The sequence below is a fragment of the Streptomyces sp. genome, from assembly GCF_031181555.1.
In the GTDB taxonomy this organism is placed as follows: domain Bacteria; phylum Actinomycetota; class Actinomycetes; order Streptomycetales; family Streptomycetaceae; genus Streptomyces; species Streptomyces fimbriatus.
On sequence record NZ_JAPSKQ010000038.1, the window covers coordinates 1 to 15,757 of the forward strand.

The following is a 15,757-nucleotide window of genomic DNA, read 5'->3' on the forward strand; positions in this document are numbered from 1 at the left end:
CAGGCCGGATCAGGTCAGGCCCAGCGCCGGCATCAGGTAGTAGAAGGCGAAGACCGCCGACACCACGTACATCGCCGTCGGGACCTCCCGGCCGCGTCCGGCCGCCAGGCGCAGCACCGTGAAGGTGATGAAGCCCATGCCGATGCCGTTGGTGATCGAGTAGGTGAACGGCATCATCAGCATCGTCACGAAGGCCGGGATGGCGATCGTGTGGTCCGCCCAGTCGATCTCCCTGATCGAGCCCGCCAGGATCAGGAAGCCCACCGCGAGCAGCGCCGGGGTGGCCGCCTGGGACGGGACCATCGTGGCGACGGGCGTGAGGAACAGCGCCATCGCGAACAGCGCGCCGGTGACGACGTTGGCGAAGCCGGTGCGCGCGCCCTCGCCGACGCCGGCCGTGGACTCCACGAAGGCGGTGGTGGCCGAGGCGGAGCTGGCGCCGCCCGCGGCGACGGCGACGCCGTCGATGAACAGGACCTTGTTGACGCCGGGCATCTGGCCCTGGGCGTCGGTCAGCTTGGCCTCGTCCGAGACACCCATGATCGTGCCCATCGCGTCGAAGAAGCACGACAGCAGCACGGTGAAGACGAACAGGACACCGGTCAGCACACCGACCTTCTCGAAGCCGCCGAGCAGGCTGACCTCGCCGACCAGGCCGAAGTCGGGGGTGGCGACCGGGTTGCCGGGCCAGGTGGGGGTCGTCAGGCCCCAGGAGGGGATGTCGGCCACGGCGTTGATGATCACCGCGACGACCGTCATCGCCACGATCGAGATGAGGATCGCGCCGGGCACCTTGCGCACGATCAGCGCCAGCGTGAGCAGCGCGCCGAGGATGAAGACGAGGACCGGCCAGCCGTTGAGGTGACCGGCGCCGCCGAGCTGGAGCGGGACGGTGGTCTGGGCGGCGTCCGGCATGCGGGAGACGAACCCGGAGTCGACCAGGCCGATGAGCATGATGAACAGGCCGATGCCGATGGCGATGGCCTTGCGCAGGCCGTACGGGACGGCGTTCATCACGCGCTCGCGCAGACCGGTGGCGACCAGGATCATGACGACGAAACCGGCCAGCACCACCATGCCCATGGCGTCCGGCCACGACATGCGCGGCGCGAGCTGGAGCGCGACGACCGAGTTCACGCCCAGGCCCGCGGCCAGCGCGATCGGGACGTTGCCGATGACGCCCATGAGGAGCGTGGCGAACGCCGCCGTCAGGGCGGTCGCGGTGACCAGCTGACCGTTGTCGAGCTGGTTGCCGTACATGTCCTTCGCGCTGCCCAGGATGATCGGGTTCAGCACGATGATGTAGGCCATCGCGAAGAAGGTGGCGAAACCGCCGCGGATCTCGCGGGACAGCGTGCTGCCGCGCTCGGAGATCTTGAAGTAGCGGTCGAGAGCGCCGGACGCGGAACCGGACCCCGGCTGCTCGGGAACGGGGGCCTTGTCGGGGGCCGACGTGGACATGCGGGACCTCATCACCGTCGGACTTCCCCCAAAGCCCTTTGGTGTTTTCTACGAATGAAAGCGGTCAGAGACAAACGGATTCAGTATGAACATATAACGGCCCCGATGCCATCTCCGCGCGTAGAACCGCGCGCCCGATGCGGCGCACCTCACGCGCGCCGTCCCTCGTAAGCTGTCCGCATGGCGAAGTGGACCCCCAAGCACGAGGCGCCGGAGCCCCTGGAGGGCCCCGTGGTCGCCACCATCATCGGCGGCACGATCGTCTGGTTCGTCCTCTTCCTGGTGCAGCTGCCGTTCTACGGCTGGTTCGACGACCACGGCCACACCTGGTGGCTGTGGACGTGCCTGGCCGGCGGCGGGCTCGGGTTCATCGGCATCTGGTACGTCCGCAGGCGGGACGCCGCGATCAAGCGCGCGCGGGCCGGGCAGGACGGGCACGACGGACAGCCGGCCGGCCACTCCCCCGCGCCGACGGCCGACTGACGCGCACCGGCGCGGTCCCGCCACCGCCGTACGACCGGGGCACTACGGCCGTCCTCCCGGGTCGTCCCCCGGTCGGATCTTCCGCGCATGCGCGGGTGAACCGGTGAAACCGCACGTACCGTCGAATGCATGACGCATCTCGACGCGGACGCCCAGGTCGATGTCGCGCAGCCCACCGCGGTCACCTCCCCGGTGACCGGGCTGACCTCGGCGGAGGTGGCCGAACGGGTGGCGCGCGGGCAGGTCAACGACGTGCCGGTGCGCAGCAGCCGGTCCCTGCTCGAGATCGTCCGCGCGAACGTCTTCACCCGGTTCAACGCGATCATCGGCGTGCTCTGGGTGATCATGCTGGTCGTCGCGCCCATCCAGGACAGCCTGTTCGGCTTCGTGATCCTCGCCAACACCGGCATCGGCATCGTCCAGGAGTGGCGGGCGAAGAAGACCCTCGACTCCCTCGCGCTGATCGGCGAGGTGCGGCCCACGGTGCGGCGGGACGGCGTGGCCGCGCGGGTCGGCACCTCCGAGATCGTGCTGGACGACCTGATCGAGATCGGACCGGGCGACAAGGTCGTCGTCGACGGGGTGTGCGCCGGGGCGGACGGGCTGGAGATCGACGAGTCGCTGCTCACCGGCGAGGCCGATCCCGTGGTGAAGCGGCCCGGGGACCAGGTGATGTCCGGCAGCTTCGTGGTCGCGGGCGGCGGCTCCTTCCAGGCGACCAGGGTGGGGCGCGAGGCATACGCGGCCCAGCTCGCCGAGGAGGCGTCCCGGTTCACGCTGGTCCACTCCGAGCTGCGTTCCGGCATCTCCACCATCCTCAAGTACGTGACGTGGATGATGGTCCCGACCGCGATCGGACTGATCATCAGCCAGCTGGTGGTCAAGGACAACGAGCTGAGGGACTCGGTCGCCCGCACGGTCGGCGGCATCGTGCCGATGGTCCCCGAGGGGCTGGTGCTGCTCACCTCGGTCGCCTTCGCGATCGGGGTCATCCGGCTGGGGCGCAAGCAGTGCCTGGTGCAGGAGCTGCCCGCCATCGAGGGGCTGGCCCGCGTCGACACGGTCTGCCTGGACAAGACCGGCACCCTCACCGAGGGCGGCATGGACGTCACCGGGCTGCGGGTGCTCGACGGCCACGACGAGACGTACGTGCGGAAGGTGCTGGGCGCGCTCGGCGCCTCCGATCCGCGCCCCAACGCCTCCCTGAAGGCGGTCATCGACGCCTGTCCGGACGCCGGGGACTGGCGCTGCACCGAGTCCCTGCCCTTCTCCTCGGCCCGCAAGTACAGCGGCGCCACCCTCACCGAGGGCGACGGGGAGAGCGGCACCTGGCTGCTCGGGGCGCCCGACGTGCTCCTCGACGACGGCGACCCGGCGCTGGACGAGACCGAGCGGATGAACGAGCAGGGGCTGCGGGTGCTGCTGCTGGCCCGTGCCGGGCGCGAGCTGGACGACCCCGGGGTCGCCGAGGGCGTCCGTCCGGCCGCGCTGGTGGTGCTGGAGCAGCGGCTGCGGCCGGACGCGGCCGACACCCTGCGCTACTTCGCCGAGCAGAACGTCCGCGCCAAGGTCATCTCCGGCGACAACGCGGTGTCGGTCGGGGCCGTCGCGTCCAAGCTCGGGCTGAGCGGGACGACGGTCGACGCGCGCCGGCTGCCCGCCGACCGGGACGGCATGGCCGGGGCACTGGATCAGGGCACGGTGTTCGGGCGGGTCACCCCGCAGCAGAAGCGGAACATGGTGGGCGCGCTCCAGTCGCGCGGCCACACGGTCGCGATGACCGGCGACGGCGTGAACGACGTGCTGGCGCTGAAGGACGCCGACATCGGGGTCGCGATGGGCTCCGGCTCGGAGGCCACGCGGGCGGTGGCGCAGATCGTGCTGCTGAACAACAGCTTCGCCACGCTGCCGTCGGTGGTGGCGGAGGGGCGGCGGGTGATCGGCAACATCACCCGGGTCGCGACGCTGTTCCTGGTGAAGACGGTGTACTCGGTGCTGCTGGCGGTGCTGGTGGTGTGCTCGCAGGTGGAGTACCCGTTCCTGCCGCGCCACCTGACCCTGCTGTCCACGCTCACCATCGGCGTCCCGGCGTTCTTCCTGGCCCTCGCCCCGAACAAGGAGCGGGCGCGGCCGAACTTCGTGCGGCGGGTCATGCGGTACGCGATCCCGGGCGGGGTGCTGGCCGCGCTGGCGACCTTCGCGACGTACCTGATCGCCCGGCAGCACTACAGCGGTGCGGGCGCGCTGGACGCGGAGACGAGCGCGGCGACGCTGACGCTGTTCCTGATCTCGATGTGGGTGCTGGCGATCATCGCCCGCCCCTACACCTGGTGGCGCGTCGGGCTGGTGGCGGCGATGGGGGCGGCGTTCCTGGTGGTGCTGGTCGTGCCGTGGCTGCAGGAGTTCTTCGCGCTGAGGCTGGTCGGCACGACGATGCCGTGGATCGCGGTCGGCGTCGCGGTGGTGGCGGCGGCCACCCTGGAGTTCCTGTGGAAGTGGGTGGACCGCCGCTTTCCCGCTTAGGGGGTCTTACTGCACGTCGACGAAGTCACCGGCGGCCTTGACGGCCGGGGTGGTCGTGGTGCCCTCGAAGTTGTAGCGGAAGTAGCCGTCGGTCGAGGCGGTGACGGTGGTGCTGAGGTTGCCCGTGGAGTTCGTCTTGAGGGTCTTCAGCGTGGTGTAGGTGCTGGAGCCCTTCTTGCGGAACTGGAGCTTCACGGACTGGTTGGTGTAGCCCGCGTACTTGTTGGTCTCCCAGTTGGCGCGGGACAGCTTGCCCGTGACGGTGATGGTCTTGCCCTTCTTCACCGGCTCGGGGGAGGCGTTGACGGTCAGCTTGGAGTAGCGCTGGACCAGGGTGGTGCCGAGGCCGCCCTCGTCGGCGAACTCCTCCGTGGCGTAGTTCAGCGCCAGGGCACCGCCCCTCCAGGTGCCGGCGTCGGAGTTGATCAGCTCCCCGTAGGCCGGGTAGACGTCGATGTCGCCCTTGCAGGTGGCGGTGGTCGACGAGGTCTCGGTGCAGGTGGCCGCGTAGTCGCCGAGCAGGAGGTTGGCCGGGGCGTCGTAGGAGCCCTTGTAGATGTACGGGCCGGTCGCGAAGTCCTCGGAGTGGATGTCCACGTCGGCGCCGTGCGTGATCGTGTAGGTCACCGTGGTGGAGACGTGGTTCGTCGTACCGACCTTGACCGCCTTGGCGATCTTGAAGTTGGAGAAGGAGACGTCCAGGTCCCCGATGGCGGCGGCGGTGCTGAACGCGGACCGCTCGGACGCACCGTGCGAGGCCGCGAGCGCGGCGGCGGCCTCCTCGCGGTACGAGGGGCCGTCGGCCTGCGCGGCCGGGACGGCGAGGGCGGACAGGGCCAGGGCGCCGGAGACGGCGGCCACGGTGGCTCGAATGCGCATGCGTTCCCCAGGTGGAGAAAGGGGCCCCGGCTCTGGTCGTTTCGTACGGCTCGTCGTCGGCACGGGGCCCAAGTGATCGTGGAGTCTGTTGACTCACAAGATCAGATCCATCACCCGGGCGAATGGTTGTACGGCACGTGAAAATTTTGTGCGCGGGGTGCCGGACTCAGTCGAACCAGCGGTCCCGGGCCAATTCCTCGGTGCGGGAGGGATCTTCCAGCAGCGCCGCGACCTCGAACCGGCGCGGCCACTGGCCGGCCGCCCAGGCGAGACCCGCGGCGACCCCCTCCAGGGTGGCGGCGTGCAGCACGCCGTCGTCCGTCAGCCGCCAGTCGATCTCCACGCCGTCGACGACGAGTTCCTCGTGCTCGACGTACGAGGCCGGGGTGCGCGGTCCGAGCAGCACCCGCACCGATTCCAGCACGTCGTGCTCCGTGCCCTCGGAGTCGACCTCCCCGGTGACGGACTCGCTCAGCCGCCGCACCTGGAACAGCTCCGCCAGCTCGGCGGCCCGGGACGGCCGGACGGGCAGCAGCGCCGTGCCCGCGGTGAACGGCAGCAGATCGGGCGAGTCGACGACCACCGCGTCGGCGGCGTCCACCACCTCCACGCGGCCGTCGACGACCGCGCGCAGCTCGTCCGGCAGGGTCACCCGCTCCGGGTCCAGCTCGGCCAGCGCCCCGTACAGGGCGTGCAGCTGGGCCGCCGTGACCTCGCGGTCGGGATCGGCGAGGCGGTCCAGCAGCTCGGCGCCACCCCCCGGTTCGTCGAGCAGCGCGGACACCGACGTCCGTACGCCGAGCGCCCGCAGCACCTGCTCGTCGTCGAAGCCGGTCGCGTCGGCCTCGTCGTACAGGCCGCGCAGCAGCGGGTCGCCGCCGGCCGCGCGCAGTCCGGCCGGGCGGCGGCCGCCGAGCACGGGGTGACCGCGCAGCCACCAGGCGGTGTAGGGGCGGACGACCTCGTGGGTGCCGTCGTGCAGCAGGATCCGCACCGGCTGGGTGAGCGCGTCCCTGAAGGGCGGGCGGGCGAGCATCGCGAGGGCCTGGGGCCACCGGTCGTCGTCCACCAGGTCCAGGTCGCGCACGGCGACGATCTCGGTGGCGACCGGCGGCACGGGACTGTCCGGGAAGCGGTCGAGGACGTCCTCGCACCACACGTCCACGGCGTCCAGCAGCCCCGCGTCGTCGGGTTCGGGGAAGTCCCCCTCCCGGGGCTCCAGTTCGTCCGGGTCGAGGACGACGTCGGTGGCGCGGACCAGCGCGAAGTCCACCAGCACCCCGCAGGCGGCCAGCGGCTGCTCGCCCCACTTCCCGGCCAGCTCGGCGTCCACGGCGGCGAGTTCCCCCTCGCGCATCACGCGGGCGAACGGGCCGCCGGGGAAGACGAGTTCGCAGGCCGGGGAGAGCTCGCCGTCCTCGTCGGGGAGCGCGAGGGCGCCCAGCCAGGGCTCGTCGCCGGGTTCGAGTCCGGCGTCGCGCACCAGGCCGAGCACGGTGTCGGCGAGTTCCTCGGCGTCCGGGGCGTCCTCCTCCCAGTTCACCCCGCCCTCGTCGTCGAGCGAGGCGGCGACGGCGGCCCGCACCTGCGGGGTGGTGAGCACCGCGCGCGGGGTCGCCGGGAGCGCGCCGAGCTTCTCCAGGAGGGGGTGGGCGGCGTCCGGGTGGGCGACCTTCAGCCCGAGCCGGGCCAGCACCTCGGGGTCGATCCGGGCGGCCTCCGCGCCGGGCAGCAGCACCTGGCGGGGGCCGATCGTCGTACGGCCGTCGGCGAGCGGCACCGGCAGCCCGGACAGCCGGTCCGGGTCGACGCCCGCGAGGCTCTCGTACAGCCGCCGCCACCAGTCGGGGGACTTCTCCAGCCCCGCGAGCCGGTCGACGGCGTCGGTGAGCGGGAGCCGGGCGACACCGAGGGTGCGCAGCTCCGCGCGCCGTTCGAGACCGGCGGGCAGGAGGGTCGGCAGCACCTCGGCGAGCACCCGCACGGTGTCCGCGCCCGCGCCCTCGACGACCTCGGCGTCCCGGGGCCGCAGGGACTCGGGGAGGTCGAAGTCGCCGTCCTGTTCGCGCGGCTCGACGGCGGGCGGCAGGAAGGAGGTGCGCGGCAGCCGGTCGAGGATCGCCCGGCGCAGCGCCCCGTCCAGCTCGCCCCTGCCGAGCGGGCCGGGCACGAGGTCGATGATCCCGGCGGTCACCGGGCGCCAGTCGGCGAGCAGGTCGGCGTAGGCGTCGGCCGCGCGCTGCACCAGGAAGTCGGTGAGCGGGCCGGGCGCGGTGTGCCGCCGGGTGGAGTCCAGCGGGAAGGAGGCGATGAGCAGGGCGGGCACGCCGAGGGGCTCGTCGCTCGGCGTGGGGGCGTGCAGGACCGGGCTGGTGCGGGGCCGGGCCGGGGTGCCGTCGGGGTCGACGGGGACGGCCCAGGTGACGGACCAGTGGGGACGCAGCCGCTCCTCCACCGGGCGGTCGGCGAGCAGGTCGGGGGTGAGGGGGCCGTGGACGGCGGCGGTGCGCCAGTGGGTGATGCCGTTGCCGGAGTCGTCGACGACGGTGAAGGGGCCGTCGGTGCGGCGGGTCAGCGTCCGGGGGCCCTCGCCGCCGATCTCCACGACGACCTCGGTGAGGCCGGGCAGGGCGAGCAGCAGGGCGTCGTCGACGGCGTTCAGCAGCCGCTCGGCGAGGTCGGCGGCGGCCGCGTCGCGCAGCGGCAGGATGACGGCCGTGTCGTAGGGGTCGGGGGCGGTGCCCTCGGCGGCGAAGGGGAGGCGGAGCAGCGGGACGTGCCCGTCGCGGCGGCGGATCTCGTCCCCCAGGCCGGGGCTGTGCCGGGCGGTGTCGCCCGCCAGTTCCCGCGCCTCGGCCAGCGACCAGCGCACGCCGCCGTGCCGGCCGACGACGGCGGGCTCGTCGGTGACGGCGAGGACGGCGGCGAACCCGACACCGAACCGCCCCACGGCCCGGTCGGCCGTGTCCCGCTTCGCGGAGGCGCGCAGGGTGGACAGCGACTCGACCCCGGCCGCGTCCAGCGGCGCACCGGTGTTCGCGGCGACGAGGACACCGTCGCGCAGGGTGAGCCGGAGCCGTCCCGGCACCCCCGCGCGGGCGGCGGCGTCGGCGGCGTTCTGGGCGAGCTCGACGACGAGGCGGTCCCGGTAGCCGCCGAGGGCGAGGTCCTCCTCGGCGTTGGCGTCCTCACGGAAGCGGGCGGGGCTGGTGACCCAGGCGTCCAGGACACCACGCCGCAGACGTGCCGTACCGAACGGGTCGGCGCCCTCGGCGGCGGGCCGCACGAACTTGCTCACGTTGACTCTCCTCATCGGCCGTCATCGGCTGAGGTCGAAGGTACCGCCCCGCGGGACCCCGACGAGGAGAGCGGGCTCGGCCCGGACCCGCGGAGCCGTTCCGCCCCCGCAGCGATGCGCGCCTGCGGCAAGGCCGCGGTGAGCGCCCCGCGCACGACGCCCGCCGCACCGGGCAACGCGGAGGCCGCTGTGCGGCTGCGTTTTCTCGGCGGCCACGCCACCCCGTAGGACAACGGCGGGCCAGGCGGTGCGCTCAGTCCCCGGACGCGTACGGGACGAAGCGCGCCCACGCGTCCGGGGCGAAGGCGAGGCGGGGGCCCGCCGTGTCCTTGGAGTCGCGTACGTGGACGGTGCCGGGGGTGAGGGCGAGCTCGACGCAGGAGTTGCCGTCCGGGCCGTCGCTGTAGCTGCTCTTGAACCAGACCAGTTCGAAAGCGTCCTCGGCCGAGGCCTTATGGATCATGTCTCTCCCAGCACTTGCTCGACGAAGGCCAGCGACTCCCGTGGCGTGAGAGCCTGCGCCCGGATGGTCCCATACCGCAGTTCAAGGATCCGCAGTTGCTTCGGATCGGAGGTCGGCCGTCCCTGGAACGCACCGTCGGCCCGGCCCGCCGCCGTGCCGTCGGCGAACTTGAGTACCTCGATCCTGCCGCCCAGCCCTGGATGAGCCCCTGCGCTCATCGGCATCACCTGAAGCGTGACGTTGCGCAACCGCGCGACCTCCAGCAGGTGTTCAAGCTGCTGGCGCCACACCATTGTGCCTCCGACCCGGCGACGCAGAGTCCCCTCTTCCAGGACGAAGCTGAGGGCGGGAGCAGGGGACCGTTCGAAAATCGACTTCCGAGCCATGCGAGCGGCGACCAGACGCTCCACTTCCTCTTCCGAGTACGGCGGCTGCCACGCCTCGAACAGTGCTCGCGCGTGCTCCGGCGTCTGCAACAAGCCGTGAATGCTGAGCCCGACGTACACGCCGATCTCGACCGCCTTGGCCTCAAGATCGGCCAGCGCCCGCACGCTCTTCGGATACCGGACCTTCTTCACGTCCTCCCAGGCCGCCGCGATGAGCCCGCCGGCCTCCAGCACCTCGTCGGCCTTGTCCAGGTACTCCTGGCGGGGAATCCGCTTGCCGCCCTCGATCTTGTAGACCATGTCCTCGCCGTACCCGATCGCCCTCCCGAACTCGGCGGCCCGCATCCCCACCGCCTCGCGGCGCAGTTTCAGCTGCCGTCCGACGGTGGTGATGACCGCGACGCCCCACTCGTCGTCCGGGTCCACCTCCCAACCCGGCTCGTCCGCCTCGCTCTTGAGCCGACCCGCCTCCGCCTCGACCGTCATGTCGCGCCTCTCCGTCGAACCGCCTGTGGTGCACCCGGCGCCCTACCCGCACGGCCCCCCGGCACAGCCCAGACAGCACCGGACAACAACCGGACAGTGACCGTACGTACCCGCCGAGTAGCCACTCACGGTACGCATGTGACGCCACGCTGAGTGACGTGAACCAGAAAACCGCCGAACCCGCGCTCCCCGTCCGCAACTTCAGCGTGCAGCTCTCCCCCACGCCACGCGGCGCCCGCCTCGCCCGTCTGCTCGCGACCGAACAGCTGCGCTCGTGGGGGCTGCCCCTGGACCCGGCGCGGCAGATCGTCGCCGAGCTGGCCGTCAACGCGGCGACGCACGGGAGGGTGCGGGGGCGCGACTTCCGGCTCACGCTCTACGTCGTCGGCGACACCCTCCGCATCGAGGTCACCGACACCCGGGGCGAGCGGCTCCCCGCACCGCGGGATCCCTCCCCCGACGCCGAGTCCGGTCGCGGCCTGCTGCTGGTCGAAGCGCTCGCCGACCGCTGGGGCGTGACCGAGGGCCGCTTCCCGCGCAAGACGGTCTGGGCCGAACTGCGCCTCACCTCCCCCGAGCGACACGGAACCGCCGGCTGACGACGGGCGCGTCTATCCCGCTGAAGAGCACGGAGAACGAGGTGAGCGGGCTGACCGGTGGGACATCCGCCCCACCCTCTCCGCCTTGCGCACCCCGAAAGAAACGTCCCCCCGCCGCCCCGGAACCCGCTGCCGCGACTGCCGGGCGGCCGCCACGCCCGCGTCAAGGGCGACCTCGCACGAGGACGCCGCCGTCGCCCGGGAAACCCTGCGGGAGCCGGGCGCCGTCCTGGACGAGGCCGTGCGAGCGGTGCGCGCCTGAGCCGGACCCGGCCGGGCCCCTACGAGTGGCCCAGCTCCGCCGACGACTCGTCCTCCGTGACCGGGACCGAGCCGGAGTCGGCGGCCGGGCGCAGGGGGAACGGGTCGACGCGGGTCTCGTCGATCACCGGCGGGGCGGGCTGCGGCGGCTTGGGCATGACCGCGGCCTCGGAGTGGCCGCCGCAGCCGTACGCCAGGGAGACCACGCGGCCGTCGGCCGGGGAGAACTCGTTGGCGCACACGCCGAAGGCCTGGCCCAGGGAGCCGCCGATGGGGACGAGGAAGCCGCAGCTGACGCAGGAGGCGGGGGCCGCCTGGGCCATGGGGGTCTTGGCGCCGAACGCCTCGTCCCAGCGGTCGGCGGCGGTGTGCAGGCCGTACCGGGACAGGACCCGGGCGCGGCGCATGCCCAGTTCCTCGGCGACCGCGGCGATGGAGCCGCGCGAGGGGGGGACGGGCAGGTCGGCCGGGGGCCCCTCGGTGATGTCGGCGTCCTCGGCCTCCACCAGGTCGGCCATCTCCTCGGAGACCGCGGAGTTCGGCGGCGGCTCCTGCGCGCCGGACCAGCCGGGCTCCAGGCGCAGGTCCTCGGCGTCGGTGGGGAGGAGATCGCCGGGGCCCATGTCGCCGGGGCGCAGCCGCTCGCTCCACGGCACCCACTCCGGCGCGAGCAGCGCGTCGGGGCCGGGCAGCAGGGCCGCCTCGTCGACGGTGACGACCTTGGCGCGGGAGGCGCGGGCGACGGTGACGGCCCAGCGCCAGCCGCGGTAGCCGGGCTCGTGGCACCCGAAGAAGTGCGTGACGACGCGGTCGCCCTCGGAGACCAGCCCCTCGTGCTCCCCGACGACCCCGGGCGCGGCGGCCTCCTCGGCTGCGGCGCGGGCGAGGTCGACGGCCTCGGCGCACAGACGGTCGGGGGTGCGGCTTCGCGTTGTCGCTGCGCTCACAGGTATCGCTTCTCTCCTACGCCGTCTCACGTGTGCGCCACTCCCAGCGCGGGGGCGGACGGAGCGGACCGGGGGACCGCGTCGACGTCCGCGCCGATTCGTGCTCGGGCGCGCCTCCATCCATTCTGCGGGATGGCTGAGATACGCACGCTACCTGCTCGCGTGCGCTGGGCCTACACCGACGGTTGTTCCGGAACCCCGCGTGCCGGTTTCCCGGGCCCCCGCGAACCGCGCGGAGCCGCCCCGGGGAGGCCGTGCGCGGGGCCGATCGGCCGGACTGCCGCCCCCCGGGCGCCGTCCACGGTGGCGTCGAGGCGCTACGCACCGGGATCTCGGGGCACTATGACGTCGTGGCTACCGCGAGGACACCCCAGGACGCCACCGGGACCGGTGGGCCGAACGGGGTCAAGGGGAACGGGCGACGCGCCGGGACGGGCCGGACGGGCGGCCGCCTTCGCGCGTTCGGCCGGGCCCTGCACTTCCCGGTGACCGGAACCGCACGCGGGATCCGCCGGGCGACGCACGCGCACGGCGCCGGGGAGTCCGGGCTCGGCAAGCTGATCGAGCTCCACGGGGTGAACGGCGCCGGCGACGTCATGATCACGGTCGCGCTCGCCTCCACCGTCTTCTTCTCCGTGCCGACGGACGAGGCCCGCGGGCGGGTCGCGCTGTACCTGGCGATCACCATGGCGCCGTTCACCCTCCTCGCCCCGGTGATCGGCCCGCTCCTCGACCGCATCCCGCACGGCCGCCGCGCCGCGATGGCCGGCGCGATGCTCGCGCGGGCGCTGCTCGCCCTGGTGCTGTCCGGCGCGGTCGTCACCGGCAGCATCCAGCTGTACCCGGCCGCGCTCGGCGTGCTCGTCGCGTCCAAGGCGTACGGGGTGGTCAGGAGCGCGGTCGTGCCGCGGCTGCTGCCGCCCGCCTTCTCCCTGGTGAAGGCGAACTCGCGGGTGACCCTCGGCGGGCTGCTGGCCACCGGGATCGCCGCGCCGATCGGTGCGGGGCTGCAGCAGATCGGGCCCCGCTGGCCGCTGTACGGAGCCTTCGCGATCTTCGTCACGGGGATGTTCCTGTCCTTCCGGCTGCCGCCCGAGGTGGACTCCGCCAAGGGGGAGGACGTCGCCCTGCTCGCCGCCGACGAACGGCATCTGCACGGGCCGCACCGCAAGGCGGTCAAGCGCCCCGGGCTGCGCACGGTCGGCCCGGCCGTCACCCACGCCCTCGGCGCCAACGCCTCCATCCGCTGCCTGACCGGCTTCCTCATCTTCTTCCTCGCGTTCCTGCTGCGCGAGCACCCGATGACCGGACAGAGCGCCGCGGTCTCCCTCGGCATAGTGGGCGTGGCGGCGGGCACCGGCAACGCGCTCGGTACGGCGGTCGGGGCCTGGCTGAGGTCCCGCGCCCCGGAGATCATCATCGTGACGGTGGTGGCCTGTGTGCTGGGCGCGGCGATCACGGCCGCGGTGTTCTTCGGCGCGGTGCTGGTGGCGTGCCTGGCCGCGATCGCCGGGTTCGCGCAGGCCCTGGCCAAGCTGTCGCTGGACGCGCTGATCCAGCGGGACGTGCCCGAGCTGGTCCGGACGTCGGCGTTCGCGCGGTCCGAGACGCTGCTGCAGATGTCGTGGGTGCTGGGCGGCGCGATCGGCATCGTGATGCCGCTGATCGGTCCGCTGGGGCTCGCGGTGGGCGCGGGCATCGTCGCCACGGGCTGGCTGGCCACCGTCCGCGGACTGGTCGGTTCGGCCCGGCAGGGGGGCTCGGGACGTGCGCGGGTGGCGTAACGCTCCGGCCACGCCGTACCCCCGCGTGGGAGGAGCGCCCGGCGTGCCCGATAGCCTTTCGCCCATGACCACGTTGCCCCGCGGCGCCGCCGCCATGAGTCACCGCGCCGTGCGACGCCGCCGTGCCGTCGCCGCCGTCGGCGCCGTATCCGCCGGACTGCTCGTCCTGTCCGCCTGCGACAAGCCGACCCCGATGGCCACGGTCACCGTGGGCACCTCGTCGGTGAGCTCGGAGGCCACCTGTGGCGGTGAGGGCGAGGCCCTGAAGTCCGCCGACCTGAACAAGTGCCTGAAGGACAAGGACATCGAGGAGATCTCCGTCGACCCCGAGGGCGGGACCGTCCGGTTCGGCGTCGACCCGGAGATCGCCGACAAGGGCTGGACCATCCTGATGAACGGCCGGCCGCTGACCGAGTCCATCAAGAAGACCTACCAGTCGGTCCCCGGCAGCGTGTTCTTCAACGCCCAGTACGGCGCCCAGGGCGACTCCACCCTGGTGTCGATCCAGGAGGGCGAGAACAAGGCCACGGGTCTGTGGTCCTTCCGGCTGAAGAAGGACGACGGCTCCTGACCCGCTCCGCGCCGCGCGTCCTCGTCGCCACCGCGGTCCCCGTCGAACGGGACGCGGTGGCGCAGGCGTACGCCGGTCCTCCGTCCGAGGTGCCGCTGCCCGGCGCGACCCTGCTGCGCACCCCCACCGGCCCCGACGTCCTCGCCGCCGGTGTCGGCCCCGCCCTCGCCGCCGCCTCCACCGCCGCCGCCCTCACCGCGGCCGCCCTCGGCGGCACCCCCTACGACCTCGTCGTCAGCGCCGGGATCGCCGGCGGTTTCCCGCCCGACGCGCCCCTCGGCTCCCTCGTCGTCGCCGACGAGATCACCGCGGCCGACCTGGGCGCGGAGACCGCCGACGGGTTCCTGCCGGTCACCGAGCTCGGCTTCGGCACCGTCACCCACCGTCCGCCGGCCGCCCTGGTCCGCGCCGCCGCCGCGGCGGCCGGCGCGCTCACCGGCACCGTGCTCACCGTGTCGACGGTGACCGGGACCGCCGCCCGCGCCGCCGGGCTCCGCGCCCGCCACCCCCGCGCCCTCGCCGAGGCCATGGAGGGCTTCGGGGTCGCCGAGGCCGCCGCCGCGCACGGGGTGCCCGTGCTGGAGGTGCGCGCGGTGTCGAACCCCGTCGGCCCGCGCGACCGCGCGGCCTGGCGCATCGGCGACGCCCTGACCGCCCTCACCGAGGGCTTCGGGAAGCTCGCACCCGTATTGGAGAGTTGGAACCGGCATGACCGCAACGACCGGCACGACCGCCACGACCAGTGAGCAGCAGCGACTGCGGATCGCCTACTCCCCCTGCCCGAACGACACCTTCGTCTTCGACGCCCTCGCCCACGGCCGCGTCCCCGGCGCGCCCGCCCTCGACGTGACCTTCGCCGACATCGACCTCACCAACGGCATGGCCGAGCGCGGCGAGCTCGACGTGCTGAAGGTGTCGTACGCGGTGCTGCCGTACGTCCTGGACGAGTACGCCCTGCTGCCCTGCGGGGGCGCGCTGGGGCGGGGCTGCGGGCCGCTGGTGCTGACCCGGGAGGAAGGGGTGGACCTCACGGGGCGCACGGTCGCCGTGCCGAGCGAGCGGTCGACGGCGTACCTGCTGTTCCGGCTGTGGGCGGCGGATGTCGTGCCGGGCGGGGTCGGGGAGATCGTGGTGATGCCGTTCCACGAGATCATGCCCGCCGTGCGGGACGGGAAGGTCGACGCGGGGCTCGTCATCCACGAGGCGCGCTTCACCTACCGGAACTACGGGCTGCACCGGCTCGCCGACATGGGCGAGCACTGGGAGCGCACCACCGGGCTGCCGATCCCGCTGGGCGCGATCATCGCCAGGCGGTCGCTGGGCGCCGGGACGCTGACGCGGCTCGCCGACGCGGTCCGTGCGTCCGTACGGGCGGCCTGGGACGATCCCGAGGCGTCGCGCCCGTACGTCATGGAGCACGCCCAGGAGATGGACCCGGCCGTCGCCGACCAGCACATCGGGCTGTACGTCAACGAGTTCACCGCCGACCTCGGCGAGGACGGCTACGCGGCGGTGCGGGGACTGCTCACGCGCGCGGCGGCCGAGGGGCTGGTACCGCCCCTCGGCCCGGACGCGCTGCGGTTCCCCTGAGCGCGGGTTCCTGAGCGCGGGTTCCT

Annotated in this window: 13 protein-coding genes; 7 read left to right on the forward strand and 6 right to left on the reverse strand. The window is 73.2% G+C overall.

The window, feature by feature from the left end:
- Window positions 1-9: 9 nt before the first annotated feature.
- Entirely contained in the window at window positions 10-1,461 is a 1,452-nt protein-coding gene (locus RIM90_RS11020; RefSeq protein ID WP_309060444.1) for an NCS2 family permease, read from the reverse strand.
- A 180-nt stretch (window positions 1,462-1,641) separates the two neighbouring features.
- Between RIM90_RS11020 and RIM90_RS11025 the strand changes: the two genes are divergently transcribed.
- Both RIM90_RS11025 and RIM90_RS11030 read left to right on the forward strand, forming a co-directional pair.
- Window positions 1,642-1,944, forward strand: coding sequence for a DUF2530 domain-containing protein (locus RIM90_RS11025; RefSeq protein ID WP_309060445.1), 303 nt, complete (start codon window positions 1,642-1,644; stop codon window positions 1,942-1,944).
- 129 nt (window positions 1,945-2,073) lie between these two features.
- Window positions 2,074-4,467 carry an HAD-IC family P-type ATPase gene (locus tag RIM90_RS11030; RefSeq protein ID WP_309060446.1) on the forward strand — a complete coding sequence of 798 codons (2,394 nt, stop codon included), beginning with the start codon at window positions 2,074-2,076 and terminating at the stop codon, window positions 4,465-4,467.
- 6 nt (window positions 4,468-4,473) lie between these two features.
- On the opposite strand, the gene RIM90_RS11035 is transcribed toward RIM90_RS11030, so the two are convergent.
- The 4 genes from RIM90_RS11035 to RIM90_RS11050 all read right to left on the reverse strand — a co-directional run bounded on the left by RIM90_RS11035 (window position 4,474) and on the right by RIM90_RS11050 (window position 9,979).
- A complete protein-coding gene (locus RIM90_RS11035; protein WP_309060447.1) occupies window positions 4,474-5,346 on the reverse strand; it encodes a hypothetical protein in 873 nt (290 codons plus the stop codon).
- Between the two features lie 166 nt (window positions 5,347-5,512).
- Complete coding sequence (locus RIM90_RS11040) at window positions 5,513-8,644, reverse strand: sacsin N-terminal ATP-binding-like domain-containing protein (RefSeq protein ID WP_309060448.1); 3,132 nt, start codon at window positions 8,642-8,644, stop codon at window positions 5,513-5,515.
- A gap of 253 nt (window positions 8,645-8,897) precedes the next feature.
- Window positions 8,898-9,107 (reverse strand): DUF397 domain-containing protein, encoded by a 210-nt coding sequence (locus RIM90_RS11045; protein ID WP_309060449.1) that lies wholly within the window; start codon window positions 9,105-9,107, stop codon window positions 8,898-8,900.
- The gene (locus RIM90_RS11050) at window positions 9,104-9,979 is read right to left on the reverse strand and encodes a helix-turn-helix transcriptional regulator (protein WP_309060450.1); all 876 of its coding nucleotides are present in this window, start codon (window positions 9,977-9,979) and stop codon (window positions 9,104-9,106) included. Before RIM90_RS11050 ends, RIM90_RS11045 begins: the two co-directional genes overlap by 4 nt.
- 158 nt (window positions 9,980-10,137) lie before the next feature.
- On the opposite strand from RIM90_RS11050, the gene RIM90_RS11055 reads away from it, so the two are divergent.
- The gene (locus RIM90_RS11055; protein WP_309060451.1) at window positions 10,138-10,578 is read left to right on the forward strand and encodes an ATP-binding protein; all 441 of its coding nucleotides are present in this window, start codon (window positions 10,138-10,140) and stop codon (window positions 10,576-10,578) included.
- 281 nt (window positions 10,579-10,859) lie between these two features.
- Here RIM90_RS11055 and RIM90_RS11060 read toward each other — a convergent pair whose 3' ends face one another.
- Window positions 10,860-11,786, reverse strand: coding sequence for a DUF3027 domain-containing protein (locus RIM90_RS11060; protein WP_309060452.1), 927 nt, complete (start codon window positions 11,784-11,786; stop codon window positions 10,860-10,862).
- Between the two features lie 350 nt (window positions 11,787-12,136).
- Here RIM90_RS11060 and RIM90_RS11065 point away from each other — a divergent pair, with 350 nt between their 5' ends.
- The 4 genes from RIM90_RS11065 to RIM90_RS11080 all read left to right on the forward strand — a co-directional run bounded on the left by RIM90_RS11065 (window position 12,137) and on the right by RIM90_RS11080 (window position 15,731).
- Window positions 12,137-13,570: an MFS transporter gene (locus RIM90_RS11065; RefSeq protein ID WP_309060453.1), complete on the forward strand. Its 1,434-nt coding sequence runs from the start codon at window positions 12,137-12,139 to the stop codon at window positions 13,568-13,570.
- A gap of 64 nt (window positions 13,571-13,634) precedes the next feature.
- Window positions 13,635-14,141 carry a DUF2771 domain-containing protein gene (locus RIM90_RS11070; protein WP_309060454.1) on the forward strand — a complete coding sequence of 169 codons (507 nt, stop codon included), beginning with the start codon at window positions 13,635-13,637 and terminating at the stop codon, window positions 14,139-14,141.
- Window positions 14,105-14,887 (forward strand): futalosine hydrolase, encoded by a 783-nt coding sequence (locus tag RIM90_RS11075; RefSeq protein WP_309060455.1) that lies wholly within the window; start codon window positions 14,105-14,107, stop codon window positions 14,885-14,887. The genes RIM90_RS11070 and RIM90_RS11075 overlap by 37 nt, the downstream gene beginning before the upstream one ends.
- Window positions 14,850-15,731 carry a 1,4-dihydroxy-6-naphthoate synthase gene (locus RIM90_RS11080; RefSeq protein WP_309060456.1) on the forward strand — a complete coding sequence of 294 codons (882 nt, stop codon included), beginning with the start codon at window positions 14,850-14,852 and terminating at the stop codon, window positions 15,729-15,731. Before RIM90_RS11075 ends, RIM90_RS11080 begins: the two co-directional genes overlap by 38 nt.
- The last annotated feature ends 26 nt before the right edge of the window (window positions 15,732-15,757 follow it).

Coding starts and splice junctions, on each gene's coding strand:
- RIM90_RS11020 (WP_309060444.1), bottom strand. CDS start 1,461: ATGTCCACGTCGGCCCCCGACAAGGCCCCCGTTCCCGAGCAGCCGGGG.
- RIM90_RS11025 (WP_309060445.1), top strand. CDS start 1,642: ATGGCGAAGTGGACCCCCAAGCACGAGGCGCCGGAGCCCCTGGAGGGC.
- RIM90_RS11030 (WP_309060446.1), top strand. CDS start 2,074: ATGACGCATCTCGACGCGGACGCCCAGGTCGATGTCGCGCAGCCCACC.
- RIM90_RS11035 (WP_309060447.1), bottom strand. CDS start 5,346: ATGCGCATTCGAGCCACCGTGGCCGCCGTCTCCGGCGCCCTGGCCCTG.
- RIM90_RS11045 (WP_309060449.1), bottom strand. CDS start 9,107: ATGATCCATAAGGCCTCGGCCGAGGACGCTTTCGAACTGGTCTGGTTC.
- RIM90_RS11050 (WP_309060450.1), bottom strand. CDS start 9,979: ATGACGGTCGAGGCGGAGGCGGGTCGGCTCAAGAGCGAGGCGGACGAG.
- RIM90_RS11070 (WP_309060454.1), top strand. CDS start 13,635: ATGACCACGTTGCCCCGCGGCGCCGCCGCCATGAGTCACCGCGCCGTG.
- RIM90_RS11080 (WP_309060456.1), top strand. CDS start 14,850: ATGACCGCAACGACCGGCACGACCGCCACGACCAGTGAGCAGCAGCGA.